The sequence below is a fragment of the Cupriavidus sp. USMAHM13 genome (assembly GCF_001854285.1).
GTDB lineage: Bacteria > Pseudomonadota > Gammaproteobacteria > Burkholderiales > Burkholderiaceae > Cupriavidus > Cupriavidus malaysiensis.
The window spans coordinates 557318-581565 of sequence record NZ_CP017751.1 but is presented as its reverse complement, the minus strand read 5'-3'; the positions used below and the strand labels follow the sequence as shown (position 1 = coordinate 581565).

At 70.8% G+C, this 24248-nt stretch carries 17 protein-coding genes and 1 pseudogene; 6 read left to right on the top strand and 12 right to left on the bottom strand.

Annotation, left to right across the window (positions count from 1 at the left end; translation table 11 throughout):
- Positions 1-18 precede the first annotated feature (18 nt).
- Complete coding sequence (locus BKK81_RS02550) at positions 19-3120, top strand: efflux RND transporter permease subunit (RefSeq protein WP_071010623.1); 3102 nt, start codon at positions 19-21, stop codon at positions 3118-3120.
- A gap of 275 nt (positions 3121-3395) precedes the next feature.
- Here the strand turns inward: BKK81_RS02550 and BKK81_RS02545 are convergent, their stop codons facing one another.
- Both BKK81_RS02545 and BKK81_RS02540 read right to left on the bottom strand, forming a co-directional pair.
- Positions 3396-4157, bottom strand: a complete 762-nt coding sequence (locus tag BKK81_RS02545) for a hypothetical protein (protein WP_071010622.1) — start codon at positions 4155-4157, stop codon at positions 3396-3398.
- Between the two features lie 125 nt (positions 4158-4282).
- Complete coding sequence (locus BKK81_RS02540; RefSeq protein WP_071010621.1) at positions 4283-5191, bottom strand: LysR family transcriptional regulator; 909 nt, start codon at positions 5189-5191, stop codon at positions 4283-4285.
- A gap of 188 nt (positions 5192-5379) precedes the next feature.
- On the opposite strand from BKK81_RS02540, the gene BKK81_RS02535 reads away from it, so the two are divergent.
- The gene (locus BKK81_RS02535; protein WP_071010620.1) at positions 5380-6399 is read left to right on the top strand and encodes a zinc-dependent alcohol dehydrogenase family protein; all 1020 of its coding nucleotides are present in this window, start codon (positions 5380-5382) and stop codon (positions 6397-6399) included.
- A 25-nt stretch (positions 6400-6424) separates the two neighbouring features.
- On the opposite strand, the gene BKK81_RS02530 is transcribed toward BKK81_RS02535, so the two are convergent.
- From BKK81_RS02530 to BKK81_RS02520, 3 genes and pseudogenes are all read right to left on the bottom strand, one after another.
- Positions 6425-7702, bottom strand: a complete 1278-nt coding sequence (locus BKK81_RS02530; RefSeq protein WP_071010619.1) for a DUF445 domain-containing protein — start codon at positions 7700-7702, stop codon at positions 6425-6427.
- A 208-nt stretch (positions 7703-7910) separates the two neighbouring features.
- Positions 7911-8360 (bottom strand): DUF3293 domain-containing protein, encoded by a 450-nt coding sequence (locus BKK81_RS02525; RefSeq protein ID WP_071010618.1) that lies wholly within the window; start codon positions 8358-8360, stop codon positions 7911-7913.
- Positions 8361-8569: 209 nt separating this feature from the next.
- A pseudogene (locus BKK81_RS02520) lies at positions 8570-10039 on the bottom strand (M81 family metallopeptidase); the annotation flags it as partial.
- A gap of 334 nt (positions 10040-10373) precedes the next feature.
- Here BKK81_RS02520 and BKK81_RS02515 point away from each other — a divergent pair.
- On the top strand, positions 10374-12173 hold the full coding sequence (locus tag BKK81_RS02515) for a methyl-accepting chemotaxis protein (RefSeq protein ID WP_071010617.1): 1800 nt from the start codon (positions 10374-10376) through the stop codon (positions 12171-12173).
- Between the two features lie 321 nt (positions 12174-12494).
- Here the strand turns inward: BKK81_RS02515 and BKK81_RS02510 are convergent, their stop codons facing one another.
- The gene (locus tag BKK81_RS02510; protein ID WP_071010616.1) at positions 12495-13403 is read right to left on the bottom strand and encodes a LysR family transcriptional regulator; all 909 of its coding nucleotides are present in this window, start codon (positions 13401-13403) and stop codon (positions 12495-12497) included.
- A gap of 300 nt (positions 13404-13703) precedes the next feature.
- On the opposite strand from BKK81_RS02510, the gene BKK81_RS02505 reads away from it, so the two are divergent.
- A complete protein-coding gene (locus BKK81_RS02505) occupies positions 13704-15257 on the top strand; it encodes an MFS transporter (RefSeq protein WP_071010615.1) in 1554 nt (517 codons plus the stop codon).
- A gap of 93 nt (positions 15258-15350) precedes the next feature.
- Here BKK81_RS02505 and BKK81_RS02500 read toward each other — a convergent pair whose 3' ends face one another.
- From BKK81_RS02500 to BKK81_RS02490, 3 genes are all read right to left on the bottom strand, one after another.
- On the bottom strand, positions 15351-15551 hold the full coding sequence (locus BKK81_RS02500; RefSeq protein WP_071010614.1) for a hypothetical protein: 201 nt from the start codon (positions 15549-15551) through the stop codon (positions 15351-15353).
- A gap of 762 nt (positions 15552-16313) precedes the next feature.
- Positions 16314-16526, bottom strand: coding sequence for a type II toxin-antitoxin system VapB family antitoxin (locus BKK81_RS02495; protein ID WP_071010613.1), 213 nt, complete (start codon positions 16524-16526; stop codon positions 16314-16316).
- A gap of 119 nt (positions 16527-16645) precedes the next feature.
- Entirely contained in the window at positions 16646-17686 is a 1041-nt protein-coding gene (locus BKK81_RS02490) for a Bug family tripartite tricarboxylate transporter substrate binding protein (RefSeq protein ID WP_083383896.1), read from the bottom strand.
- A gap of 98 nt (positions 17687-17784) precedes the next feature.
- Here BKK81_RS02490 and BKK81_RS02485 point away from each other — a divergent pair, with 98 nt between their 5' ends.
- On the top strand, positions 17785-18627 hold the full coding sequence (locus BKK81_RS02485) for an IclR family transcriptional regulator (RefSeq protein WP_071010612.1): 843 nt from the start codon (positions 17785-17787) through the stop codon (positions 18625-18627).
- A gap of 83 nt (positions 18628-18710) precedes the next feature.
- Complete coding sequence (locus BKK81_RS02480; protein ID WP_156811101.1) at positions 18711-20270, top strand: hypothetical protein; 1560 nt, start codon at positions 18711-18713, stop codon at positions 20268-20270.
- Between the two features lie 379 nt (positions 20271-20649).
- Here BKK81_RS02480 and BKK81_RS02475 read toward each other — a convergent pair whose 3' ends face one another.
- The 3 genes from BKK81_RS02475 to BKK81_RS02465 all read right to left on the bottom strand — a co-directional run bounded on the left by BKK81_RS02475 (position 20650) and on the right by BKK81_RS02465 (position 24097).
- Positions 20650-21375 carry a YdcF family protein gene (locus BKK81_RS02475; RefSeq protein ID WP_231908015.1) on the bottom strand — a complete coding sequence of 242 codons (726 nt, stop codon included), beginning with the start codon at positions 21373-21375 and terminating at the stop codon, positions 20650-20652.
- Positions 21376-21711: 336 nt separating this feature from the next.
- Positions 21712-22641 carry a dihydrodipicolinate synthase family protein gene (locus tag BKK81_RS02470; protein WP_071010610.1) on the bottom strand — a complete coding sequence of 310 codons (930 nt, stop codon included), beginning with the start codon at positions 22639-22641 and terminating at the stop codon, positions 21712-21714.
- Between the two features lie 118 nt (positions 22642-22759).
- Entirely contained in the window at positions 22760-24097 is a 1338-nt protein-coding gene (locus BKK81_RS02465) for an MFS transporter (RefSeq protein WP_071010609.1), read from the bottom strand.
- Between the last annotated feature and the right edge of the window lie 151 nt (positions 24098-24248).

The window sequence follows — 24248 nt, the reverse complement described above, 5'->3', positions numbered from 1 at the left end:
CATAGCGAGCGTGCCGCGATGAACCTCACCGACCTCTTCATCAAGCGCCCCGTGCTGGCCTCGGTGGTCAGCCTGCTGATCCTCGTGCTGGGCCTGCGCTCGCTGGCGAGCCTGCCGGTCAGCCAGTATCCGCACACCGAGAACGCGGTGGTCACCATCACCACCGCCTACTACGGCGCCAACGCCGAGACGGTGGCCGGCTTCATCACGCAGCCGCTGGAGGCCGCCATCGCGCAGGCGCAGGGCATCGACTACATGTCGTCGGCCAGCACCACCGGCATCTCCACCATCACCTGCACGCTGCGCCTGAACTACGACGCCAACCGCGCGCTGACCGAGATCAGCACGCAGATCAGCTCGGTGCGCAACCAGCTGCCGCCGCAGGCGCAGCAGCCCGTCATCACGGTGCAGGTGGGGCAGACCACCGACACCATGTACATGGGCTTCTACAGCGACGTGCTGCCCGGCAACAGCGTCACCGACTATCTGCTGCGCGTGGTCAAGCCGCGCCTGGATTCGGTCGAAGGCGTGCAGACCGCCGAGATCCTCGGCGCGCGCCAGTTCGCGTTGCGCGCCTGGCTCGACCCGCAACGGCTGGCCGCCTACGGCGTCACCGCGGCCGACGTCTACACCGCGCTGAGCAACAACAACTACCTGGCCGCGCTGGGCAACACCAAGGGCCAGATGGTCAGCGTGGACATCACCAGCAACACCGACCTGCACAGCGTCGACGAATTCAAGCAGCTGGTGGTGAAGTCGAAGAACGGCGCGCTGGTGCGGCTGCAGGACGTGGCCACCGTGGTGCTGGGCGCCGACAACTACAACTTCAGCGTGGCCTTCAGCGGCAAGCGCTCGGTCTTCATCGGCATCAAGACCGCGCCGCAGGCCAATGTGCTCGACGTGGCCGCGCGCGTGCGCAGGATCTTCCCCTCGATCCAGGCGCAGCTGCCCACCGGCCTGACCGGCAAGATCGTCTACGACGCCACCGAGTTCGTCACCACCTCGATCCACGAAGTGATCAAGACGCTGGTGGAAGCGCTGCTGATCGTCACGCTGGTGATCTTCCTGTTCCTGGGCAGCCTGCGCGCGGTGGCCATCCCGGTGATCGCCATGCCGCTGTCGCTGGTCGGCACCTTCTTCGTGATGCTGGCGCTGGGCTACTCGATCAACCTGCTGACGCTGCTGGCGCTGGTGCTGGCCATCGGCCTGGTGGTGGACGACGCCATCATCGTGGTGGAGAACGTCGACCGCCACATGAAGGTGGAAGGCCGCCCGCCGCTGGAGGCCGCGCTGATCGCGGCACGCGAGCTGGGCGGCCCCATCCTGGCGATGACGGTGGTGCTGGTGGCGGTGTACGTGCCGATCGGCTTCCAGGGCGGGCTGACCGGCGCGCTGTTCACCGAGTTCGCCTTCACGCTGGCCGGCGCGGTGGCGGTCTCCGGCGTGGTGGCGCTGACGCTGTCGCCGATGATGTGCGCGCGCTTCTTCAGCGCCGAGCAGGAGTCCGGCACCTTCGTGCAGTTCATCGACCGCCAGTTCGACCGCGTGCACCACGGCTACCGGCGCATGCTCTCCAGCCTGCTCGACACCTGGGTGGTGCTGGTGGTGATGGGCGCGCTGCTGCTGGCGGGCACGGTCTACCTGTTCATGACCTCCAAGACGGAACTGGCGCCGCAGGAAGACCAGGGCCTGGTGCTGTCGCAGATACAAGGCCCGCCGAACGCCACCATCCAGCAGATGCAGACCTATGCCGACCAGGTCTTCGCGCTGTCCAAGGATCTTCCCGAGTATGCGCAGATGTTCCAGCTCACCGGCACGCCCACGCTCAACCAGGGCATCGGCGGCGTGCTGCTGACACCCTGGGACAAGCGCAGCCGCGGCGCGCTCGAACTGCAGCAGGTGCTGCAGCAGAAGTGGAACGGCATCGCCGGCGCGCGCGTGGCGGCCTTCCAGTTCCCGCCGCTGCCCGGCTCGCAGGGCCTGCCGATCCAGTTCGTCATCAACACCACCGAGCCCTTCCAGAACCTGAACGAGGTCTCGCAGGCGGTGCTGGCCAAGGCGCGCGCCAGCGGCATGTTCTTCTTCGTCGACAGCGACCTCAAGCTCGACAAGCCGCAGAGCACGGTGGTGGTCGACCGCGACAAGGTCGGCTCGCTGGGCCTGACCCAGGCCGATGTCGGCGCCACGCTGACCGCCGCGCTCGGCGGCGGCTACGTCAACTACTTTTCCATCGCCGGCCGCTCGTACAAGGTGATCCCGCAGGTGCTGCAGGTCGACCGCCTGAACCCGTCGCAGATCCTCGACTACTACATCAACACGCCCGGCGCCGGCGTGGTGCCGGCCAGCACCGTGGCCCGGCTCGAGCACAAGGTGGTGCCGGAGTCGATCAACCACTTCCAGCAGCTCAATTCCGCCACCATCTCCGGCGTGCCGGTGCCCGGCGCCACCGAGGGCGAGGTGCTGGCCGCGCTGCGCCAGATGACGGTGGAAGCGGCGCCGGGCGGCTACTCGATCGACTATGCCGGGCCGTCGCGCCAGTTCGCGCAGGAGTCCGGCGGCTTCGTCATCACGCTGCTGTTCGCCACCATCATCGTGTTCCTGGTGCTGGCCGCGCAGTTCGAGAGCTTCCGCGACCCGGTGGTGATCCTGGTCTCGGTGCCGATGGCGCTGTTCGGCGCGCTGATCTTCATCAACCTGGGACTGGCCACGCTGAACATCTACACCCAGGTCGGGCTGGTCACGCTGATGGGACTGATCAGCAAGCACGGCATCCTCATCGTGCAGTTCGCCAACGAACTGCAGCGCGCCGGCCAGAGCAAGCGCGAAGCGCTCGAACACGCCGCCTCGGTACGCCTGCGCCCGATCCTGATGACCACCTTCGCCATGGTGCTCGGCGTGGCCCCGCTGGTGTTCGCCTCCGGCGCCGGCGCCGCCGGCCGCCACGCGATGGGGCTGGTGATCTTCACCGGGCTGTCGATCGGCACGCTGTTCACGCTGTTCGTGGTGCCGGCGATGTATATGTTCCTGGCCGCCGACCACCACCACGAAGCCCGCCGCGCCGGCGCCATCGGCGAAGACGCCACGGAGGCCGCGCAAACGCAGACGCCGGCCGTGCCGTGAACGTGCCGCGCGGCGGCCCGCGCACCGCGCTGGTTTTCTCCCCTCTTCCGCCTGCGGGAGAGGGGCCGGGGGTGAGGGCAGGCGCTGGCAGGCCGTGGCGGGTGGGATCACACCATCGGCTTCGTTTCTTGGCTCGCGTGCTGGATCACACCAAGGGCTTCGCTGGATGTGCCACCTTGCTAAACCACCCCTCACCCCCGCCGTCTCCGCATGCGGGGAGAGGGAGCCAAGACCTCGTGCTTGGCGCTCGGTGTTGGTGGCTCTGTTGGCTCCGTTCAGCGCACCAGGTCCGGCCAGGGAAACGCCACCACCAGGTCCACGCGGCAGGTGGCCGGCGGCGCTGGCGTCAGGCGCAGCCGGCGCGGCGACAGGCCCGGATGATTGCGCAACACGTCCAGCGCGCTGTCGGGCCCGGCCGCGCACAGCCACGCCGGCTTGGCATAGCCGTCCAGCAGGGCGCCGGCATCGGTACGGATGCGATCGGCCAGTTGCGCGGCATCTTCCGCCTCGCGCTGCAGCAGGATGCAACTGGCGTCGAGCGCGGCCAGTTCGCGCAGCAGATGCAGCCGCTGGCGCGCGGCGCCTGCGGGCGCGGCCTCGCCGAGGGTGGCGCGCACCAGGATCATCATGGCGTCGGCCAGGCTGCGCGCGCCGGCCAGTACCCAGCAGCCGGCCCGCACCATGGGCAGGTGCGAGGCCTGCCCCAGCACCAGCGCCAGTTCGAGGCGTCCTGCCGTGCGTGCGCGGCGCATGGCATCGACCGGCCCCATCGCGCTCCATGCCGCGCCCGCCGCGCCCGCCAGGCGCGCGGCATCGACCAGGTGCACCATCGCGTCGGAGCGCGTGCGTGCCCGCTCGGCCAGCTGCCACTCCAGCGCGCCGTCGAGCGCCGGCCAATCGGCCAGCACGCCCAGCGTCTCCGCTTCCGAGAAGCCCCAGCGCTGGACCGCCATGCGCGCGGGCCGCGACGGCTCGTGCGGCGCCGGCTCGGCATGTCCGTGCCGGGCGGCGGCAAGGATGAGGTCGTTGTATGCCATGGCCGGCTCTCCTGTGGTCCGTCGCAGGCCGGTCCGCAGCGCACAGCGGCCTTCCGCCTGCCCGGCTTCCACCATAGCACCCGGATCCGGCGCAACGCTACCTCGCGGTGGCGGTTACCGCCCGTTCAGGCATGGGCCAGGCGCCGCGGCAGTTCCTCGACCAGGGCGTCGATGGCCACGCGCACGCGCAGCGGCAGGCGGCGCGAATGCGGCCACAGCGCGTGGATATCGGCCGGCACCACGGCATCGTCGCCGCTCACCAGCGCCAGCCGGCCGTCGCGCAAGGCGGGCGCGACCAGCCAGCAGGGCAGCCAGGCCAGCCCGGCGCCGGCGATCGCCGCGTCGGCGATGGCCTGCAGGTCGTCGAAGCGCAGCCGGCTGGCGATGCGCGACTCGACCGGCGCGCCATCCTCCCCGCGCAGCAGCCACGGCATCGGCCGCCCGGCCCGCACGTAGGCAATGCCGGCGTGGCCGTCCAGGTCCGCCACGCTGCGCGGGTGCCCGTGGCGGGCCAGGTAGGCCGGCGCGGCGCAGATGCTCATGTGCTGCACCCCCAGGCGCCGCGCCGCCAGCGCAGTGGTATCGGGCAGCGGCCCGACCCGCACCGCCAGGTCGAAGCCATCTTCCACCAGGTCGACGATGCGGTCCGAGAAGCAGACCTCCACCTCCAGCGCGGGATGGCGCTGCGCCAGCGCCTGCAGCACCGGCGCCACGCAGTGCCGCCCGAACAGGACCGGCACGCTGACGCGCAGCCGGCCGGACGGCTCGCAGCGCCCGCTTTCGAAGCCGGCCTCGGCCGCCGCCAGTTCGGCCAGCGCGCGCACGCAGTGCTCGTAGTAGGACTGGCCGTCGTCGGTCAGGCTCTGGCGCCGCGTGGTGCGGTGGAACAGGCGCACGCCCAGGCGCTGCTCGAGGCGGGCGACCTGCTTGCCCACCGCCGAGCGCGTCACGCCCAGGCGCTGCGCCGCCACGGCGAAGCTGCCGGCCTCCGCCACCGCGACGAAGACTCCCACCCCATCCAGCTTGTCATTCATGGATTGCATCTTCTATGGAACCGATTGGCAGAAAAAATCTATCCAATGCATCGTACAGCGCTCCGATATCGTAGCAACAGATCGACGGCAGGCGCACGTCCCGATGGCATCCCGATGGCATCCCGATGTCATCCCGATGCCATCCCGATGACGTCCCGCCCGGCCGCAAACCCACCCTGGAGCGCCCCATGAAGGCCTATCGACTCACCCCCGGCGCCGGCCTGTCCGGCCTGGAACGCATCGACCTGCCCACCCCGCAGCCCGGCCCGCACGAGGTCGTGGTGCGCATGCGTGCCGCCGCCCTCAACTACCGCGACCTGATGTTCGCGCGCGGCAACTACCTGAACCGGGGGTGGGAGCCGCTGGTCCCGCTGGGCGACGGTGCCGGCGAGGTGGTCGCCACGGGTGCGGCCGTGACCCGCTTCCGTCCCGGCGACCGCGTCATCCACAGCTATTTCCCCGGCTGGATCGACGGCGAGCCCGACCCGGCCAAGACCGCGGGCTCCTTCGGCACGCACTTCCATGGCACGCTGGCCGAGGCCTTCGTCGTGCCCGAACAGGCGCTGGTGGCCATGCCCGCGCACCTGGACTTCGCCGAGGCCGCCACGCTGTCCTGCGCCGGCACCACGGCCTGGAACGCCCTGTTCGCCGCCGGCGGGCTGCAGCCCGGCGCCAGCGTGCTGCTGCTGGGCACCGGCGGGGTCTCCATCCTGGCCCTGCAGATCGCCAAGGCGGCCGGGCTGCGCACCGTGCTGACCTCCTCCAGCGACGACAAGCTGGCGCGCGCCCGCGCACTCGGCGCCGACGCCACCATCAACTACCGCACCACGCCCGACTGGCAGCACGAGGTGCTGCGCCTGACCGGTGGCCGCGGCGTCGACCTGACACTCGAAGTCGGCGGCGAAGGCACCTTCGCGCGTTCGCTGGCGGCCACGCGCCTGGGCGGCACAGTGGCGCTGATCGGCGGCGTCAGCGGCTTCGGTGAGACCACCCTCGCGCCGCTGGCGCTGATCGGCGGCGCCAAGCGCATCGCCGGCATCCTGGTCGGCAGCCGCGCCATGCTCGAGGCGCTGGCCCGCTTCGTCGAAGTGAACCGCATCCGCCCGGTGGTGGACCGCGTGTTCGCCTTCGACGCCGCCGCCGAAGCCTATGCCCACCTGGAGGCGGGGCGGCATTTCGGCAAGGTGGTGGTGCAGGGCGTGGAGTAGCCCGGCGGGTCGCTCCCGCGCGTAGCTACCCCGCCATGCGCCACAGCTCGGCAGCGTGCGACAGCAGATACAGCACGCAGCCGACCATCGCGCCCACCACCGTGCCGTTGACGCGGATACGCTGCAGGTCCTTGCCGATGTGCAGCTCGATCAGCCGCGACATCTCGGCCGCGTCCCAGTTGCGCACCGTATCGCGGATATGGCGCGTGAGGAATTGCGCGAACTCGGGCGCCATGGCGCGCGCCGCCTCCTCCAGCCGGCCGTTGAGCGAGGCACGCAGGGCCGGATCCTGCGCCAGCGCGCCGCCCAGCCAGCCGGCGGCCTCCCGCACGCGCGCGCGCAGCAGCGAGTCGTCGCGCTCCAGGTCCTGCCGCAGCCAGCCGCGCAGTTCGTCCCACAGCTGGCCGACATAGGCATTGAAGGCGGCATCGTCCTGCACGTAGCGCTGGATGGCCTCGGCCCGCTCGAGGAAGGCGGGGTCATGCTTGAGACGCTCGACCAGCCGCGCCGCCGCTTCGTCGAAGCGCTGGCGCAGCACATGGCCGCGATCGTTGCCGACCTGGTCGAGCACGCTGCGCAGCGCGTCGGCGATCAGCTCCGAGCCATTGGCGCCGATCCACTCCGACGGCAGCACCTTCTCCTTGAGCGGATGCTCGCGCTTGAGCCATTCGACGATGCGCGCGGCGATGAAGGCCTGGGTCTGCGGCTGCCGCAGCAGCGCCAGCAACTGCTCGATGCCGGCGTCCAGCAGCTCCTGATGGCGGCCGCCGCGCGTCAGGCTCTCCAGCGCGATGCCGGCGGTGCGCGACCAGTCCACCTTGCCGATGGCGGTACGCACCGCCGCGCGCACGAAGCCCCGGATGCGCTCGTCGTCCATCACCGCGAGCGCGCCGCCCAGCAGCCGCGTGGCATAGGCGCCCAGGCGCGCGGCATGGTCGGGCGACTGCAGCCAGTCGGTCGCCCGCTGCGCGGGATCGTGCTTGCGGATCAGTCCCACCAGCGAGGCATCGTCGAGAAAGCGGTCCTTGACGAAGGCCGCCAGGTTGTCGGCGATCTCATCCTTGTGGGCGGGAATGATGGCGGTGTGGCGCGACACCAGCGGAATCGGCACGCGCCGGAACAGCGCCACCACGGCGAACCAGTCGGCCAGGGCGCCCACCATGGCGGCCTCGGCGACGGCCTTGATCCAGCCGACGGCGAAGCCCGGCGGCAGCCAGGCGGTGATGGCGAAGACCAGCGCCGACAGCCCCAGCAGGGCCAGGGCGCGCGCCTTGCTGCGCTTGAGTTCGGTTTCCTTGTCCATCGGCGACGCGGCGGGAAGTCCAGCGGGAAGTCAGGCGGGCATTGTCGCACCGGGCGGCGCGGTGGTGCGGTGGTGGTGCGGTGGTGGTGCGATGGTGGTGCGATGGTGGTGCGGGTGAACGGTGGCTGGCCGCGGCAGGCATCGGCGGCCGGCCCGTGCCGCCTTGCCAGCGCAGCAGCGCTACCGCAGCAGCACTACCGTAGAAGCACTAGCGCAGCAGCACCAGTTGCGGCACCGCGTCGGCGCCGCTCCAGACGATGGCGTTCTGCCCATAGTGCCGGCCCAGCGCCTCGGCCGCCTCGCGCGCCAGGCCCAGCACCAGCAGGCTTTCCTCGCCGGCCCAGCCATTGCTGGGGTGCTGGCCGATGCCATCGATATAGCGCAGGCCGGTGCGCATCAGTCCCTGTGCCAGCGCCTGCTGGCGCACGGCATTGGCGGCGGCATTGGCGGCGGCGTCGGGATCGGGCTGGCTATAGGGGTTCCAGGCCGTGATGAAGGCGCTGCAGCGCACGCCCGCCGAGGCGTGCAGCACGGCCAGCGCCTCGCAGCGCTCGCCGATGCGCATCGTGAACGGCATGCCGCCGCGCACGCGGTAGTGAGTCTCCAGGTAGGCCTGGAGCGTGGCGGCATCGATAGCGGTGGTGGTGTTGGGGGACACGGCAGGACTCGCATCGGCCGGGGCGGCTGCGCGGGCGGAACGCCGTTGCCACCGTCCCCATGGAATCAGGGCTTCCGATTGGAGCATGGCGCTTCGCGCAACGTCAAGGCCACGCGCGGCGCGCTTCAGCGGCCGGCCGCCGCGCCGGGTTCCGCATCGGTTGCGGCATCGGTTGCCGCATCGGTTGCCGCAGCGATTGCCGCATCAGCGGCCACCTCCGCCTCCAGCGGATACACCGGCCGCGCCAGCTTGCGGAACGGAAACTGCGCATAGCGCGAACTGGTCACGCCGCCGCCGTCGCACTCCACCACCGCGCGCGCGATCGGCACGAACACCGGGCGGCAGTACATGCGCGACTTCAGCAGCAGGAAGCGCTGCGCGCGCGGGTCCACGCCGATATGGGTGAAGATGCCCAGGTCCCAGTGCTCCTGCGGCGTCTCGGTGACGATCACCAGCGCGGCCCCGGTGTCGAGCAGCGCGCTGCGGCCCATGCGGATGCGCTCGCCGGTATAGGTGGGGCCGCTGATGGTGTACTCGCCGTCGCTGAGGGCGGCGACGCGGCCGCTCAGCACGAGCGGCTCGGGGAACAGGCCGAGCTGCGCCAGCGGCACCTTGTTGCCCACCGGCAGCGTGACGCTGGCGCCGACGCCGGCCGCGGCCAGCGCGGCCACCGCCTGCGCATCGTTGAGCGGCCCCACGGCGATGCCGTGCAGGCCCTGGCGCAAGGCTTCGCGCAGCACCGCCATGTCGTCGCAGGTGCCGCCTGACATGCAGTTGTCGCCATGGTCGAGCAGCAGCACCGGGCCGCTGCCGCCGCCCGCGGCCAGCGCCGCCGCGCGCGCGATCGACTGCGCCAGCGGCTCGCTCTCGTAGACGAAGCCGGCGCGCTCCTGCCAGATCTGCGCGGCCAGGCGGTCGGCGGCCGCCTGCGCGGCGGCGGCATCGCCATCGGCCACCGCCAGCACGCTGAGGCAGGGCGCGGCGATATCGGCCAGGCTGAAGCCGGCCAGCACCGACACCGCCAGCATGCCCTGCGCCTCCATGCGCTGCGCGGCCTCCACCGCGCGCCGCATCGCGCCTTCGGCGGTGGCGCTGCGCAGGGTGTGGCTGAGCAGCGGCAGGCGCCGCCACGCCAGCGCGGGACGCGCCTCGCCGCGCAGCCCGGCCAGCAGCAGGCGGCCGGCGTGCGCACCGCTCTCGTACATGTCGACGTGCGGATAGGTCTTGAAGCTGACCATCACGTCGGCGTGGTCGACCATCTTCTGCGTGACGTTGCCGTGCAGGTCCAGCGAGACCGCGATGGGCGCCTGCGGCAGCACCGCGCGCAGCCGCTCCAGCAGATCGCCTTCGCCGTCGTCGCTGTTCTCCGCCACCATGGCGCCGTGCAGGTCCAGCATCACCGCGTCGCAGCCGGGCGCGGCGGCGACGATGGCGTCGCACAGCGCGGTATAGGCCGCGGCCGCGACCGTGCCGCTCGGGTTGGCGCCGGCCGCCAGCGCCACCACCGGCGTATGGCCGGCCGCCTCGACCAGGTCGATGAAGGCGGCGATGGCCGTGCGCGTGCCCCGGCTGGCGCGGCAGGCATCTTCGCCGTAGCGCGGATGGAAGGATGCCAGCGGCGTGGCGATGGGCGAGAAGGTGTTGGTCTCGTGGTTGAGGCGGGCGATCAGGATTCTCATGGCGGGGGATGGCTCCTGGGGATGGCTGTGGCGACGACGGTCGGGATGCGCTGCGATGAGCCTCAGTCTAGCGACAGCCGCGCCGGCTGGAAATGGCGGAATTGCCACTTGCACGCTGGCCCCGCAGGACTGCCGCCTCGTGCCGGAGCCGGCACCACAAGTGCACCGCACCAGACACCACAAGTGGCGCATATGGCACGAATCCAGGCGAAGCCGCAAAAATGTCCAGACATTACGCCGTCGCCCCTCAAGTCCGCGCCGGGCGGGCCGTAAATCCCTCCGATTTGCCGCGCCCCCCCGCCCTACCCGGGCAACAGCACAGGAGCACTCATCCATGTTCGCATCCCTACGCGCCCGCATCGTGGCCCTATCCGTGGCCATCGTGGTGGCAGCGCTGACCATCAATGCCATCCTCAACTACGTCGTCGCCGACCGCTACAACGACGCCTCCATCAGCGAAACGCTGTCCGCCATCGAAGGCGGCCACGTGGAAGCCATGGGCGAATGGGTGGCCGGCCACGTGCAGATGATCGTGTCGCTGCAGGACGCCGTGCTGCAGCCCGAGCCCGAGGCCGCGCTCAAGCTGGTGGCGGCCGCCGGCGGCTTCACCAACGTCTACGTCGGCTATGCCGACCACACCGCCCGCTTCTCCAACCCGACCGGCATCCCGCCCGGCTACGACCCCACCGTGCGCCCCTGGTACCAGCAGGCCGCCAAGGCCGGCAAGCCGGTGGTGACGCCGCCCTACGTGGACGCCGGCACCGGCAAGCTGGTGGTGGCCTTCGCCGTGCCGGTGCTGAAGGACGGCGAGCTCAAGGGCGTGGTCTCGGGCGACGTCAACATGGACAGCGTGGTGGCCAACGTCAAGTCCATCCGCCCCACCCCGGCCAGCTTCGGCATGCTGGTGGCGCGCAGCGGCGAGATCGTCGCGCACCCGGACGACAAGCTCACGCTCAAGCCCGTGACCGACCTCGTGCCCGCGCTGGACACCGGCAAGCTCGCCGCGCTGGCCGGCGCCGAGGCGCCGCTGCCGGTGCAGGCGGGCGGCGTGGCCAAGCTGCTGTTCGCGCGCCCGGTGCCGGGCACCGACTGGCTCGCCGTGCTGGCGATGGACCAGGCCGAGGCCGGCGCCGGCATGCGCTCGGTGCTGTGGACCTCGCTGCTGGCGCTGGTGGTGATCGCGGTACTGGCCGCCATCATCGTGGCCGGCGCCACCGGGGTCTCCTTCCGCCGCCTGACGCAGATCCGCGACGCCATGCGCGACATCGGCCGCGGCGAAGCCGACCTCACCCGCCGCCTGCCCGCCGACGGCCGCGACGAGACCGCGCAGATCGCCCAGGCCTTCAACGCCTTCGCCGACCAGCTCGCCGGCGTGATGCGCCAGATCCGCGACGCCAGCGCCTCCGTGCATGCCGCCGCCGACGAGATCGCCGCCGGCAACAACGACCTGTCGCGCCGCACCGAATCCGCCGCCGCCAGCCTGCAGCAGACCGCCGCCTCGATGGAGCAGATCACCGCCACCGTCGGCCAGTCCGCCAGCTCCGCCCAGCAGGCCGACCATCTCGCCGTTGCCGCCGCGCAAGGCGCCGGCAACGGCGGCAGCGCCATCCAGGACGCCATCGTCACCATGGGCGCCATCGAACAGGCCGCGGTCAAGGTCTCGGACATCATCGGCGTGATCGAGGGCATCGCCTTCCAGACCAATATCCTGGCGCTCAACGCCGCGGTGGAAGCCGCCCGCGCCGGCGAACAGGGCCGCGGCTTCGCCGTGGTGGCCGGCGAGGTGCGCGCGCTGGCCCAGCGCAGCGCCCAGGCCGCCAAGGAGATCAAGACCCTGATCGAAAGCACCGTGGGCAGCGTCAGCACCGGCTCCGGCCAGGTGCGCCGCGCCGGCGACACCATGCAGCGCATCGTCGGCGACGTCGGCAAGGTCAGCCGCATCATCTCCGAGATCTCGCAGGCCGCCGGCGAACAGACGCGCGGCATCCAGGAAGTGAACCAGGCCGTCAGCCAGCTCGACCAGATGGTGCAGCAGAACGCCGCGCTGGTGGAGCAATCGTCCGCCGCCGCCGAAGCACTGCAGACGCAGGCCGCCAGCCTGGCGGGCGTGGTGGGGGGGTTCCGGCTGCATTGAGGCTGGAGACAGCGGCGGCGCTGCGGCGCGGCGGCGCGTTGTCGCTTGGTGCGGGCGCCGGCCCTCACCCCCGGCCCCTCTCCCGCAAGCGGGAGAGGGGAGCGAAACAGCGCGGTGCGAACCAGGTCGCGCTGGACGAAGCCGACGAGATACGCCAACACCGCGCGCCAAGCACGAGGTCTTGGCTCCCTCTCCCCGCATGGGGAGAGGGTGGGGGTGAGGGGTGGTTTAGCAAGGCGCCACATCCAGCGAAGCCCTCGGTGTGGTCCAGCACGCGAGCGCACAGACGAAGCCGCCAACGCGCTCCCAACCCGCCTCCACTCAAACCTCCTGAAACAACCTCGCACAAGCGAAATCGACAAACACCCTGAGCTTGGGTGACAGCTGGCGGCTCGATGGCCACAGGATGGAGAACTGCCCCGGGGCCTTGCAGTGCGCATCCAGCACCGGCACGAGCTGCCCCGCTTCGATCGCGTCGCGCACCAGGAAATCGGGCATGTAGCCGATGCCGAAGCCGGCCATCACCGCGCCGCGCAGGGCTTCCATGTTGTTGCAGGTCATCGCCGTGCGCAGGTCCGGCGGCTCGCCGCCGTCGTCCGCCAGCGCCCAGGGCTGCAGCTTGCCGGTGGTCGGGAAGCGGTAGCGCACGCAGGCATGCGCCGCCAGCTCGCGCAGCGTGCGCGGCGTGCCGGCGGCGGCGAGATAGCCGGGCGTGGCGCACAGCTTGAAGCGGAAGGGGCCGAGGCGGCGCGCCAGCAGGCTGGAGTCGCTGAGCGTGCCGCTGCGGATCACCGCGTCGAAACCGCCTTCGATGACATCCACCAGCCGATCGTTGAAATCGAGGTCCAGCTCGACCTCGGGATAGCGCTGCGCGAATTCCGGCAGCACCGGCAGCAGGAAGCGGTAGCCGATCGCCGGCAGGCTGACGCGCAGGCGCCCGCGCGGGCGCTCGGCGGCGGCGGACAGCGTGGCGCGCGCCTCGTCGAGTTCGTCGAGCGCGCGCCGGCAGCTGGCGTAGAAGTGGCGCCCCTCCTCGGTCAGCGTGACGCGGCGCGTGGTGCGATGGAACAGGCGCACGCCCAGCGAGCGCTCCAGCCGGGCAACGGTCTTGCCCACCGCCGAGGCGGAAATGCCCAGCGCGCGGCCCGCGGCCACGAAGCTGAGCGCCTCGGCCGCGCGGACGAAGGCGGCGATGCCGCCGAGCGGGTCCGCGCCTGCCTGATCATTCATGGTCGCTCCGATGATTGCCGGCACATCGGCAGGCCGGCCGGCAATGCCCGGCCGTCCCGCGCGCGGCCGGTCCGGCTTCGGTCCGCGCATGCATTGCGGAATTCTATTCCGCAGTCAGCGGAAGCTGGCGTGGTTTTTCCCTGATTCATTCCCCTCTATCGTTCATCGCTCGCCCGGCGCGGCCCCGGCCAACTGGCACGACGGCAGGCACGACGGCAGGCACGACAGCGGGCACGACAGCGGGCACGACAGCGCGCCGGCCACCTTCCCCAGGCCCTTCCAACCCATCCAGGAGCGACCATGGATCACCCCCACCCGGCCGGCCCCGCGCGGCGCCGGCTCGCCATCCTTGCGGCGGTCTGCCTCGCGGCGCTCGCCCTGCCCCTCAGCTTTTCCGGCGGTGCCGTCGCCACGCCGGCCATCGGCCGCGATCTGGGCGGCAGCGCGGTGGCGCTGCGCTGGATCACCAATGCCTTCATGCTGACCTTCGGCAGCCTGCTGATGGCGGCCGGCACGCTGGCCGACCGCTACGGCCGCAAGCGGCTGTTCGCGCTCGGCACGGCCGCTTTCGCCCTGTGCTCGCTCGCCCTCGGGCTGGCGCCATCGCTATGGGCGGTCGACCTGCTGCGCGCGGCGCAAGGCGTGGCTGCGGCGGCGGCGCTGGCGGGCGGCACCGCCGCGCTGGCGCAGGAATTCGACGGCCCGGCGCGCACACGTGCCTTCAGCCTGCTGGGCACCACCTTCGGCATCGGCCTGGCCTTCGGCCCGGTGCTGGCCGGCTGGCTGATCCACACGGTCGGCTGGCGCGCCATCTTCCTCAGCAGCGCGGCGGCCGGCGCGCTGGCGCTGGCCGTCGGCGTGCCGCGCCTGCGCGAATCGCGCGACCCGCACGCCGGCGGGCTGGACCGCGCCGGCACGGCCACCTTCACCGGTGCGCTGTCCTGCTTCACCTTCGGCCTGATCCAGGCGCCCGAGAGCGGCTGGTCCAGCCCGCTGGTGATCGGGCTGCTCGGCGCCGCCGCGCTGCTGGCGGCCGCCTTCGTCGCGGTGGAAAGGCGAGCGCCGCGGCCGATGCTGGATCTCTCCCTGTTCCGCTATGCGCGCTTCGTCGGCGTGCAGGTGCTGCCGATCGCCACCTGCTACGGCTACATCGTGCTGCTGGTGCTGCTGCCGCTGCGCCTGATCGGCGTCGAGGGCTTCGATGAGATCGATGCCGGCTGGATGATGCTGGCGCTGTCGGGCCCGATGCTGGTGGTACCGCTGGCGGCCGCCGCGCTCACGCGCTGGCTCGCGCCCGGCATCCTCTGCGGCCTCGGCCTGCTGCTCGCGGCGGGCGGCCTCTGGTGGCTCAGCCTGGCGCTGCGCGCGGGCGCCGGCCCGGCCGCGCTGGCGCCGCTGCTGCTGATCGGCCTCGGCACCGCCCTGCCCTGGGGCCTGATGGATGGACTCTCGGTCAGCGTGGTACCCAAGGAGCGCGCCGGCATGGCCACCGGCATCTTCAGCACCACGCGGGTGGCCGGCGAGGGCATCGCGCTGGCGGTGGTCAGCGCCGTGCTGGCCGCGCTGACGCAGCAGCGCCTGCTGGCAGGCATGCCGACGGCCGACGCGGGCCTGACGGCATATGACGCCGCACAAGCCGCAGCGCAACTTGCCGCCGGGGACTTCGCCCATGCCGCGGCATGGCTGCCGTCGGTGGCGGGCGCCACGCTGCGGCAAGGCTATGCCGACGCCTTCGGCCTGCTGTTGCGCGGACTGGCGGTGGTCACCGCCCTGTGCGCGATCGCCGTGTTCGTCTTCCTCAGCGGCCGTGAGCGCAGCGCGCCGGATGCGGCCGGCGCTGCCACGGCGCCGTGACGCCGTGACGCCGCAGCGCCATGACACCGTCACGCGGACGCGGGCAGGCCCCGGCCCGGCGGGGCCCGCCGGGGTCCACCGCTCAGCCGCAGCTCAGGCGTGCACGCCCGCCGCGCCGGCATCCGCCGCGCGCCGGTACGCCTTCAGCCACAGCAGGTCCACCAGCAGCACCGCCGCCGAAGTCATGCCGAGCATGAAGAGCGCGGACTTCACCACATCGTCGCCGAAGGGCCGGAAGCCGGAAAACGGGTCGCGGGAGAGCGAGCGGCCCGATGCGGCCAGGCCAGCCGCCATCCGGCCCGCATGCAGACCCGCATGCGGACCCGCGGACCGCGTGCCGGCAAGCAGGCGGCCCCGGCCGTATCTCACCACGGCCGGGACCGCCGCCCGACGACAGCACGCCAGGCGCGCTGGATGACCCCGGCAATGCGTCACCACGACCGGGTTGCCGCCGGAAGCACCGCTGCCATCCGGCGACCTGCCGCCGCTGGCAGGCGCCACCGGCCGGTGCATCCGCACCGCCGGTACTCGCCGCCTGCCGGCGGCCGCTTGTGGAAGCCTGACCGTGGGGGGGCGCGCCCGCCCTCGCTCTCTTCTAGGGCAAGGTACGGGACAGGCCGCGGTCAGGCCTCCGGCAAAGCGGCTGGCCGTTTCCACCGGCCCACCCCGTTACGCGGCCGCGACGGCGGCGTAACGAGGGGAAGCGGGAAACGCCCGGGACCCGGAACAGGGTGGCATGCGGGAGGCTGACTACGCCGCCTCCTCTGAGACCCCTCCGTACCCTGTCCCGATCCTCTTAGCGATCTTCATGCTATCCGCTCGCGTGAGTGCAAAGCTGACGAAATCTGACAACCAAGGGAATGTCCGGGGTATGGCAGGCATGTGGCGGGCATGTGGCGGGCGAATATCGGACAGCTGGCGGGCCCGCTGCAGAGGTAGGGCGAAGGGGCGAAGCGCGGCCGCGCTTGCCGGTCCGGCGCCCGGGGTTCAGGGCCGGAGGATCAGGTGAAGGGAGAGATAGCCAAGCGCCCCGCGCCGCACACGAAGGGGGCTCGCTCAGCGCTTCGCGGACGTCACGCGAAGCGGTACCTCAGGCAGGCCCCGCACCGGCGCGTCCAAGGCAGCGAGCCGCTTGGCTGCCTGGATCCGCACGAAGGTGCGCAGCGCCTCGCGAAAGAGTTCGGCCTCGTCCTTCGGCGGATCGGCCGAGGCCAGCGCCTCCAGCGCCTGCTGGGTCAACTCGTCGTCGATCGTGATCGTGGTCTGCATCGGGTGCCTCACGCTGCCATGCCGGCCGGAGAGACCAGATGGTATCCATCGCGGGCAGGATCGCGTGAGCCCCAGATTGCACCAAGGCACCTGGTAGACCGGCGCCTGCGCAGCTCCACCTAGTCCAGCTTGGTGCCGGACTCCTTGATCACCGTGGCCCAGCGCCCGATGTCCTGCCGCACGCGCGCGCCGAACTGCTCCGGCGTGCCGCCCAGCACCGCGGCGCCCTGCTCGCCCAGTTTGCGCACCAGCTCGGGCGACTGCAGTGCCTTGTTGAAGGCGGCATTCAGGCGCGCCACCACCTCCTTGGGCGTGTCGCCGGGCGCGACGAAGCCGAACCAGGTGGTGGCGTCGAAGCCGGGATAGCCGGACTCGGCGATGGTCGGCACCTGCGGCAGGTCGTCGATGCGCCTGGCCGAGCTGACCGCCAGCGCGCGCAGCTTGCCGCCCTGGATATGCGCCAGCAGCGTCGGCACCGACGACATATAGAGCTGCACCTGCCCGCCCAGCAGGTCATTGAGCGCCTGCGAGACCCCCTTGTACGGCACGTGGGTCAGGTGGATGCCGGCGGCCTTCTGCAGCAGCTCGCCGGTCAGGTGCGCCACCGTGCCGTTGCCCGGCGAGGCGAAATTGAGCGCGCCCGGCTTCGCCTTGCTGGCGCGCACCACGTCGGCCAGCGTCTTGTAGGGCGAGCCGGCCGGCGTCACCAGCACCAGCGGCGCGCTGGCCACCAGGCCGATCGGCGTCAGGTCCTTGAGCGGGTCATAGGGCAGGCGCGGGTACAGCGTGGGATTGATGGCGAGGTTGCTGGTCTGCCCCAGCGCGATGGTGTAGCCGTCGGCGCGCGACTTGGCGGCGGCATCCACGCCCAGGTTGCCGCCCGAGCCCGGCTTGTTGTCCACCACGAAGGTCCAGCCGGTCGACATCGCCACGGTATTGGTGATCTCGCGCGCGATGATGTCGGTGCCGCCGCCCGGCGGGAACGGCACGATCACGCGGATGGGGCGGGACGGATAAGCGGTGCCGCCGGCGCTGGCCGAGGCGGCTGCAGGAAAGACGGTCAGGGCTGCACTCAAGGCCGCACTCAGGACCACAGGAAGGGGAACGCCCAGGGTGGCGCCGAAGGCGCGGGCGAACAGGCTACGGCGGGAAGCGCGCATGGATGTCTCCGGATCTTATGGGTGGTTATGCCCCGGATTGTTGCCGTGCGTTTCATCTCCTACAATGCTGTTTCCCACAGCGAAACACGTTCTGCGCGATGAAATCCAAGACGGCCGCTGCGCCCGCCCCGCCATCCCGGCCTGCCCGGGCGCCACGCAGCACGCCCGAGACCGCCGCCGCGCCCCCGCCCGCCGGGCCCGCCGCGCAGGAAGACAGCACCGGCGGCGTCGGCGCCGTCACGCGCGCGCTGCGCGTGCTGGAAGCCTTCGGCGTGAACGACCCGCAACTCTCGCTGGCCGAGCTGAGCCGGCGCACCGGCATCCACAAGACCACCGTGCTGCGCCTGGCCCGCACCCTGGCCGCCGACCACTACCTGGTGCAGACCGAAGACGGCGGCTGGCGCCTCGGCCGCGCCGCCGGCTGGCTGGGCGCCTGCTACCAGGCCACCTTCAACGTGCAGGAAGTGGTCGAGCCGGTGCTGCGCGAACTCGCCATCCAGACCGGCGAAAGCGCTTCCTTCTACGTGCGCGAAGGCGGCCAGCGCATCTGCCTGGTACGTGTGGAAGGCCCGCAGGCGATCCGCCACCACGTGCGCATCGGCGCCGCCCTGCCGCTCGACAGCGGCTCCCCGGGACGCGTCATCCTGGCCTTCTCCGGCGAATCCGGCGAACCCTACGAAATGATCCGCCGGCGCGGCTTCCACCTCTCGCTGGGCGAACGCGAGCCCGAAGTCTCCAGCGTCTCCGCGCCCGTGTTCGGGCTGCACTGGCGGCTGCTGGGCTCGATGTGCATCTCCGGCCCGACCGCGCGCCTGGACGAAACGCGGCTGACGGAACTGGCGCAGACCGTGATGGACGCCGCCAACCGGCTCTCGTACGCGATGGCGGGCAGCCAGCGCGAGCCGATGCAGATCGGGCGGCCGGCGACGTGGCATCCGTGAGGGGGGCGGCGGGCGGGCGTCCTGAAGCTTGCGCCCCCCTTGTCGAGGCGACGCGCGTTCGCCGTTGAGAACCGGCACAGATCATGGCCAGCAGTGAACACGGCCATTTCCTGCCCCTCGCCACCCGCGACGAAACCAGGCGAGTCAAGCCCGACAGCATGCTCGAAACCGGACAGCACGACTGCCCCTCATTCGAGCTATTCGCCTGCCCCATTGGCGGGCACAGAATGCGCCGATCCGACAACGATCATAAGAAACAGGGAGAGATCATGCGCGCCATTCTCGCCATATTGTTCGCTGCCGCGCTGCTTACGGGATGCAGCACGGTGCCGGACCAGCAATACCAGACTGCCGGCTTCCGCGACAAGTCGTGCTCGTTGAACGGTTCGGGGCGAGAGGCCACCTGCCCGCCGGACAGCAGCCGTGGTGAAGAAGGCCAGCGCATCGAGCGGAAGTTCAGCGTGGCCTTCCTCGAATATTGCGAGCTGGAAAGCGCCGCCTGCAAAGCCCCGGGCCAGTTGTTCGCTCCCGGGCAACTGCAGGCCATCCGGCAGCGCATCGAGAGCGCGAACGCCGCCGGCCAGGCCACGCTGGTCGCTGTCTACGTGCATGGCTGGCACCACAACGCCAGCACCGAAGACGGCAACGTCAAGTATTTCGATCACATGCTTGCGCGCTATGCCGATGCACTCGCCCGGGCGGGGCGCACTGACATCCGCGTACTCGGCATCTATGTCGGCTGGCGCGGCGAACTGATCGAGGCGTCGATTCCCAGCGTGTTCACGGTGGCAGATCGTGGCCGCGCCGCAGATCGGATCGCGCAAGGCACCGTTGCCGCGGACCTCGCCACCATCGCCGCCGCTGTGCAGGCGGGGCCGGCTTCGAGCCGCATGCTGGTGACCGGGCATTCGTTCGGCGGCCGGCTGGTGTCGCGCGCCCTGCTACCCAAATTCCGCGAGAACTATCAGCCGCTGGGAGACAAGGCATTGATCGTCACCTTGAACGCGGCCATCGGCGCCGATGCCTACTACGACCTCTACCAGGATCCGGCCCGTCTCTCCCCCTCGGCTGGAAAGCCGACCTGGGTGAACATCACAAGCCTGGACGACTGGGCGACCAAGTGGACCTACCCGATCGCCCGCTACGTCGGCAACCTGCAACCCGACCACCCGGAGGACGACTCGAGCGGAAGGACGATCGGCCACTTCGGCCCATACAAGACGCATCAGCTCGGATTCGCGAACTGCAACGCCGTCGGCTGCGGAGATCCGGCGACCTTGTCCGGGTTGCTCAACGTCGACTACTGGTCCCCAGCTCCCTTCCACTTCTTCGTGTTGCGCTACGCGGTGGAGACCGGTGCCGATACGCTCGACATGTGCGGACTAGTGCGTGAGTACCCGTACAACCAGAAGGCCGTCGACGCCATGGAGCGTCCCGGCGTGTGCAAGGACCTGGTGGGCAGCGAGTCGCCATTCACCGGACGCAAGCGCTACCCGGCAAACGGCCACTTGTGGAACATCGAAGCCGACAAGAGCGTCATCGACACCGACGGCCTGCAGCCGACCAGCACCGCCGTGCACAACGCCACCACCCAGACCAATCTGGCGACGATGCTGGTGCGCTTGTTGTACGCCGAACGCTAAGCGCAAGTGGCCACGCACCGCGTTCCGCAATGCCCAGCGGAATCGCGGTGCGCCCGTCGGCCACAGGTGTGGCCTTACTCCCCGTCCGTCCCGTCCTTGCGCACGAAACGCGCCTCGAACAGCTCGCTCATTGACATAGCGCTGCTGGAACACCGGCAGCGTCGCCTCCCAGCCGCGCAGGCGCTGGCGCCGCTTGTCGATCTGGCGGATCAGGGATTGGAAGGTCTTCTGCGCCCGCGACAGGGCAGGTCCGTTGAGGCCGGGCGCAAGGCTGACCGCCGAAGTGACGGTTTGGCCATGGCTGGGGCTGCAGGATGGGGCGCTTAGCGCCATCGATCCGCATCCTGATGGGGTACGCCGGAGGCGCCCGGCGGCTGCTTCAATACTCCCCCAGCACCCGCCCGCTGATCAGCGCGAAATACTCCCGCAGCCAGGCGTTATAGCGCAGGTACAGCGGCGTCGGCGCGGCCGCGCCCGCCACCTGCGTGAAGCCCGCCTTGCGCGCGATGCGCTCGGCGCGCATCAGGTGGAAATCGCTGGTCACCACGATGACCGGCTCGGTGGCCGGCACGCCCTGTTGCGCCAGCAGCTCGCGGCTGAAGCGCAGGTTCTCGTCGGTGCTGGTGGCGCGGCCCTCGCGGATCAGGCGGATGGGCGCCAGGCCGCGCGCGAGCAGGTAGTCGGCCATCACGTCCGCCTCGCGGCAGCCGCGCAGGAAATCCTCGCCGCCGCTCACCACCACCCAGGCGGCCGGCAGCTGGCGCGCCAGCATCAGGCCCGCGTCCAGGCGCGCCGCCAGCGTGGGCGAGGCCGCGCAGTTGGGCGTGCCGGCGCCCAGGATCACGATGGACTTCGCCGCCGTCGCGCGCGCCGCCGCGGCCTCCGGCGCCGCCGCGACGATCTCGCCGTGCAGCGTGTGGAAGAACACCGCCACCGACACCAGCCACAGCCCGAAGGCCGTCCACCCCGCCCGCCACAAGCGCTGCCGCCACCGCCGCGCCGCGCGCCAGCGCGCCACGGCGGGCCAGCGCCAGCCCAGCAACAGGAAGGCCGCGCCGATCGCGGTGGGCAGGATCACGCCGAAGTTGAACAGGCCCAGCGACATCAGGCCGACGGCGTCGCCCAGCAACAGCGCGCCCGCCAGGACCAGGCCGATGCGGCCGATGCGTTCGAGACGCTCGATACTCCGCCCCCGGGCGGTCCCTCCTTGCTGCGGATTTCCTGCAAACGGCATCTTGCTCTGCATTGCCTGCGTTGACTGTGACGGAGCACAGCATACGACATACGGCATGCAACCTAAGGCACTCAACCTAAGGCACGCAACCTAAGGCACGCGGCATCCGGCAAGCCCCCTGCTCGTCCGGCCTCGGCGTGACGGGCCGCCCTGGCGCCATCCCGGCACCATCGCGTACCACAGGGCGCCGGTCGTCCAGCGTATCCGCTAGCGTCCCCAGCGCAGCACCAGCGGATCCAGCCGCCGCGCGATGTCGAGCAGTTCGGCGCGCGTCTGCGGATGCATCGGCGGCAGCGGATGGCGCGGCGCGTCGCAGGCGATCACGCCGCCGGCCAGCATCAGCGCCTTGGCCGCCAGCATGCCGGCCTGCCGGTTCTCGTGGTTGATCAGCGGCAGCCAGCGCTGGTAGCGCTCGAAGGCCAGGTCGTGGCGGCCCTCGCGGTGCGCCTCGATGATGGGCCGGATGCCATCGGGAAAGGCGCCGCCCGTCATGGCCCCGGTGGCGCCCGCGTTCAGGTCGGCCAGCAGGGTGATGGCCTCCTCGCCGTCCCACGGTCCCTCGATGGCATCGCCACCGAGCCGGATCAGCTCGCGCAGCTTGGCGGCGGCACCGGCGGTCTCGATCTTGAAGTAGGCGACCTGCTCGATCTCCTGCGCCATGCGCGCCAGCAGCGCGGCCGGCAAGGCGGTGCCGCTGGCGGGCGCGTCCTGGATCATGATGGGGATGGCCAGCGCATCGGACAGGCGCGCGTAGAACTCATGGATCTGTACTTCCGGCACGCGGAAGGTGGCGCCGTGATAGGGCGGCATCACCATCACCATGGCCGCGCCCATGTCCTGCGCGCGGCGGCTGCGTTCGGCGCAGACCTGGCTGCTGTAGTGGCTGGTGGTGACGATCACCGGCACGCGCCCGGCCACGTGCTCCAGCACCGTCCGCGTCAGCACCTCGCGCTCGGCGTCGGCCAGCGAGAATTGCTCGGAGAAGTTGGCCAGGATGCACAGGCCGTCCGAGCCGGCGTCGATCATGAAGTCGACGGCGCGCTTCTGGCTGTCCAGGTCGAGTTCGCCCGATGCGGTGAAGGTGGTGGGCACCACCGGAAAGATGCCCTGGTAGCGCGGCTTGGCGTGGCGGGTCATGGCGTATCGTGGAATCAGGATGACAGGAAAAAGGGAGGGAGCGGCCCGATCGAAGCCGGATCGCCGCCCGACCGCCGCGGATAGCGGCGCATCGCGGCGATCAGGCCGGCCGCGCGGCTCAGCGTTGCCGCCCGCCGTCCAGCACGGCGCGCACGACGAAGGTCATGAACACGGCGAACAGCAGCATGACGGCAAGGAAGTACAGGCCAGCGGCCAGGCTGCCGGTGGCGTCCTTGATCACGCCGATGCCGTACGGCCCGAAGTAGCCGCCCAGGTTGGCCAGCGAGTTGATGGTGGCGATGCCCACCGCGGCGCTGGCGCCGGTGAGGAACTGGCCCGGGAGCGCCCACACCACGGCCTGGATCGAATAGATCGAGAAGGCCGTCAGGCAGATGAAGAAGAACTGCAGCGCGGGCGCCTGGCACCAGGCGCTGGCGGCCATCGTCAGCGCGGCCAGCGCGGACACCACGGCGATGTGCCCGTAGCGTTCGCCCTTGCGGTCCGAGTGGCGCGGCACCAGGTACAGGCCCACCACGGCGAACAGATAGGGCACCGCCGACAGCAGGCCGGTGGTGGCATCGCTCACGCCGAACTGCTTGATGATGGTGGGCAGCCACAGCGACAGGCCGTAGATGCTGAGCGGGAACGGCAGGAACAGCAGCGCCAGCAGCAGCACGCGGATGTCCTTGAGCGCCTTGAGCGGGTTGCCGTGCGACTTGAGCGCGTAGGCCTTCTGGTCAGCCGCCAGTTCGCGCTCGATCCAGGCCCGGTCGGCCGGCGCCAGCCAGGCCGCCTGCGCCGGCGACTCGGGCAGGATGCGCAGCGTGGGCAGGCACAGCAGCGTGGCCGGCAGGCCGCTCAGCACGAACAGCGTCTGCCAGCTCGACAAGCCGAACGGCCCCGGCACCGACAGCAGCCAGCCGGCGATGGGCCCGGTGATGATCAGCGCGACGGGCTGGGCCAGCACCAGCAGGCCGATGATGCGCGCGCGGTGGCGCACCGGGAACCACTTGGTGAGGAAGTAGAGGATGCCCGGGTAGAGGCCGGCCTCGGCCGCGCCGAGCAGGAAACGCAGCACGTAGAAGCTGGTGGGGCCGCTGACCAGCGCCATGGCCATGGTGATCACGCCCCAGGTGAAGAGGATGCGGGCGAACCAGCGGCGCGCGCCGAAGCGCTCCAGCGCCAGGTTGCTCGGCACTTCGCACAGGAAGTAGCCGATGAAGAACAGGCCCGCCCCGAGCCCGTAGGCGGCATCGCCGATGCCGACCGCGGCATTCATGTGCAGCTTGGCGAAGCCGACCACCGAGCGGTCGATATAGGCCACCACGTAGATCAGCGCCAGGAAGGGGATCAGCTTGCGGGTGAGCAGGCCGATGATGCGCTGCTCCTGCGCATCCGCCTGCAGCGGCGTGCGCGCCGCCGGGGCGGCGGCGCCGGCGGTCCGTGTGGTTTCCATGGGTCTCTCCTCGAATCTGTTGATGTCGTTATGGGTGCAGCTTGGGTGTTGCTTGGTGCAGCTTGATGTGTCGCTTGATGTGTCGCCTGGTGTGTCGCCTGGTGTGTCGCTTTCGGATAACGCTTAAGGTGTCGATTCGTGTATCGCTTCG

What these genes read in the sequence shown, in the direction of transcription:
- BKK81_RS02550 (WP_071010623.1), top strand. Translation starts at nt 19, where the DNA reads ATGAACCTCACCGACCTCTTCATCAAGCGCCCCGTGCTGGCCTCGGTG.
- BKK81_RS02545 (WP_071010622.1), bottom strand. Translation starts at nt 4,157, where the DNA reads ATGGCATACAACGACCTCATCCTTGCCGCCGCCCGGCACGGACATGCC.
- BKK81_RS02540 (WP_071010621.1), bottom strand. Translation starts at nt 5,191, where the DNA reads ATGAATGACAAGCTGGATGGGGTGGGAGTCTTCGTCGCGGTGGCGGAG.
- BKK81_RS02535 (WP_071010620.1), top strand. Translation starts at nt 5,380, where the DNA reads ATGAAGGCCTATCGACTCACCCCCGGCGCCGGCCTGTCCGGCCTGGAA.
- BKK81_RS02530 (WP_071010619.1), bottom strand. Translation starts at nt 7,702, where the DNA reads ATGGACAAGGAAACCGAACTCAAGCGCAGCAAGGCGCGCGCCCTGGCC.
- BKK81_RS02515 (WP_071010617.1), top strand. Translation starts at nt 10,374, where the DNA reads ATGTTCGCATCCCTACGCGCCCGCATCGTGGCCCTATCCGTGGCCATC.
- BKK81_RS02510 (WP_071010616.1), bottom strand. Translation starts at nt 13,403, where the DNA reads ATGAATGATCAGGCAGGCGCGGACCCGCTCGGCGGCATCGCCGCCTTC.
- BKK81_RS02505 (WP_071010615.1), top strand. Translation starts at nt 13,704, where the DNA reads ATGGATCACCCCCACCCGGCCGGCCCCGCGCGGCGCCGGCTCGCCATC.
- BKK81_RS02500 (WP_071010614.1), bottom strand. Translation starts at nt 15,551, where the DNA reads ATGGCGGCTGGCCTGGCCGCATCGGGCCGCTCGCTCTCCCGCGACCCG.
- BKK81_RS02495 (WP_071010613.1), bottom strand. Translation starts at nt 16,526, where the DNA reads ATGCAGACCACGATCACGATCGACGACGAGTTGACCCAGCAGGCGCTG.
- BKK81_RS02490 (WP_083383896.1), bottom strand. Translation starts at nt 17,686, where the DNA reads ATGCGCGCTTCCCGCCGTAGCCTGTTCGCCCGCGCCTTCGGCGCCACC.
- BKK81_RS02485 (WP_071010612.1), top strand. Translation starts at nt 17,785, where the DNA reads ATGAAATCCAAGACGGCCGCTGCGCCCGCCCCGCCATCCCGGCCTGCC.
- BKK81_RS02480 (WP_156811101.1), top strand. Translation starts at nt 18,711, where the DNA reads ATGGCCAGCAGTGAACACGGCCATTTCCTGCCCCTCGCCACCCGCGAC.
- BKK81_RS02475 (WP_231908015.1), bottom strand. Translation starts at nt 21,375, where the DNA reads ATGTCGCTGGGCCTGTTCAACTTCGGCGTGATCCTGCCCACCGCGATC.
- BKK81_RS02470 (WP_071010610.1), bottom strand. Translation starts at nt 22,641, where the DNA reads ATGACCCGCCACGCCAAGCCGCGCTACCAGGGCATCTTTCCGGTGGTG.
- BKK81_RS02465 (WP_071010609.1), bottom strand. Translation starts at nt 24,097, where the DNA reads ATGGAAACCACACGGACCGCCGGCGCCGCCGCCCCGGCGGCGCGCACG.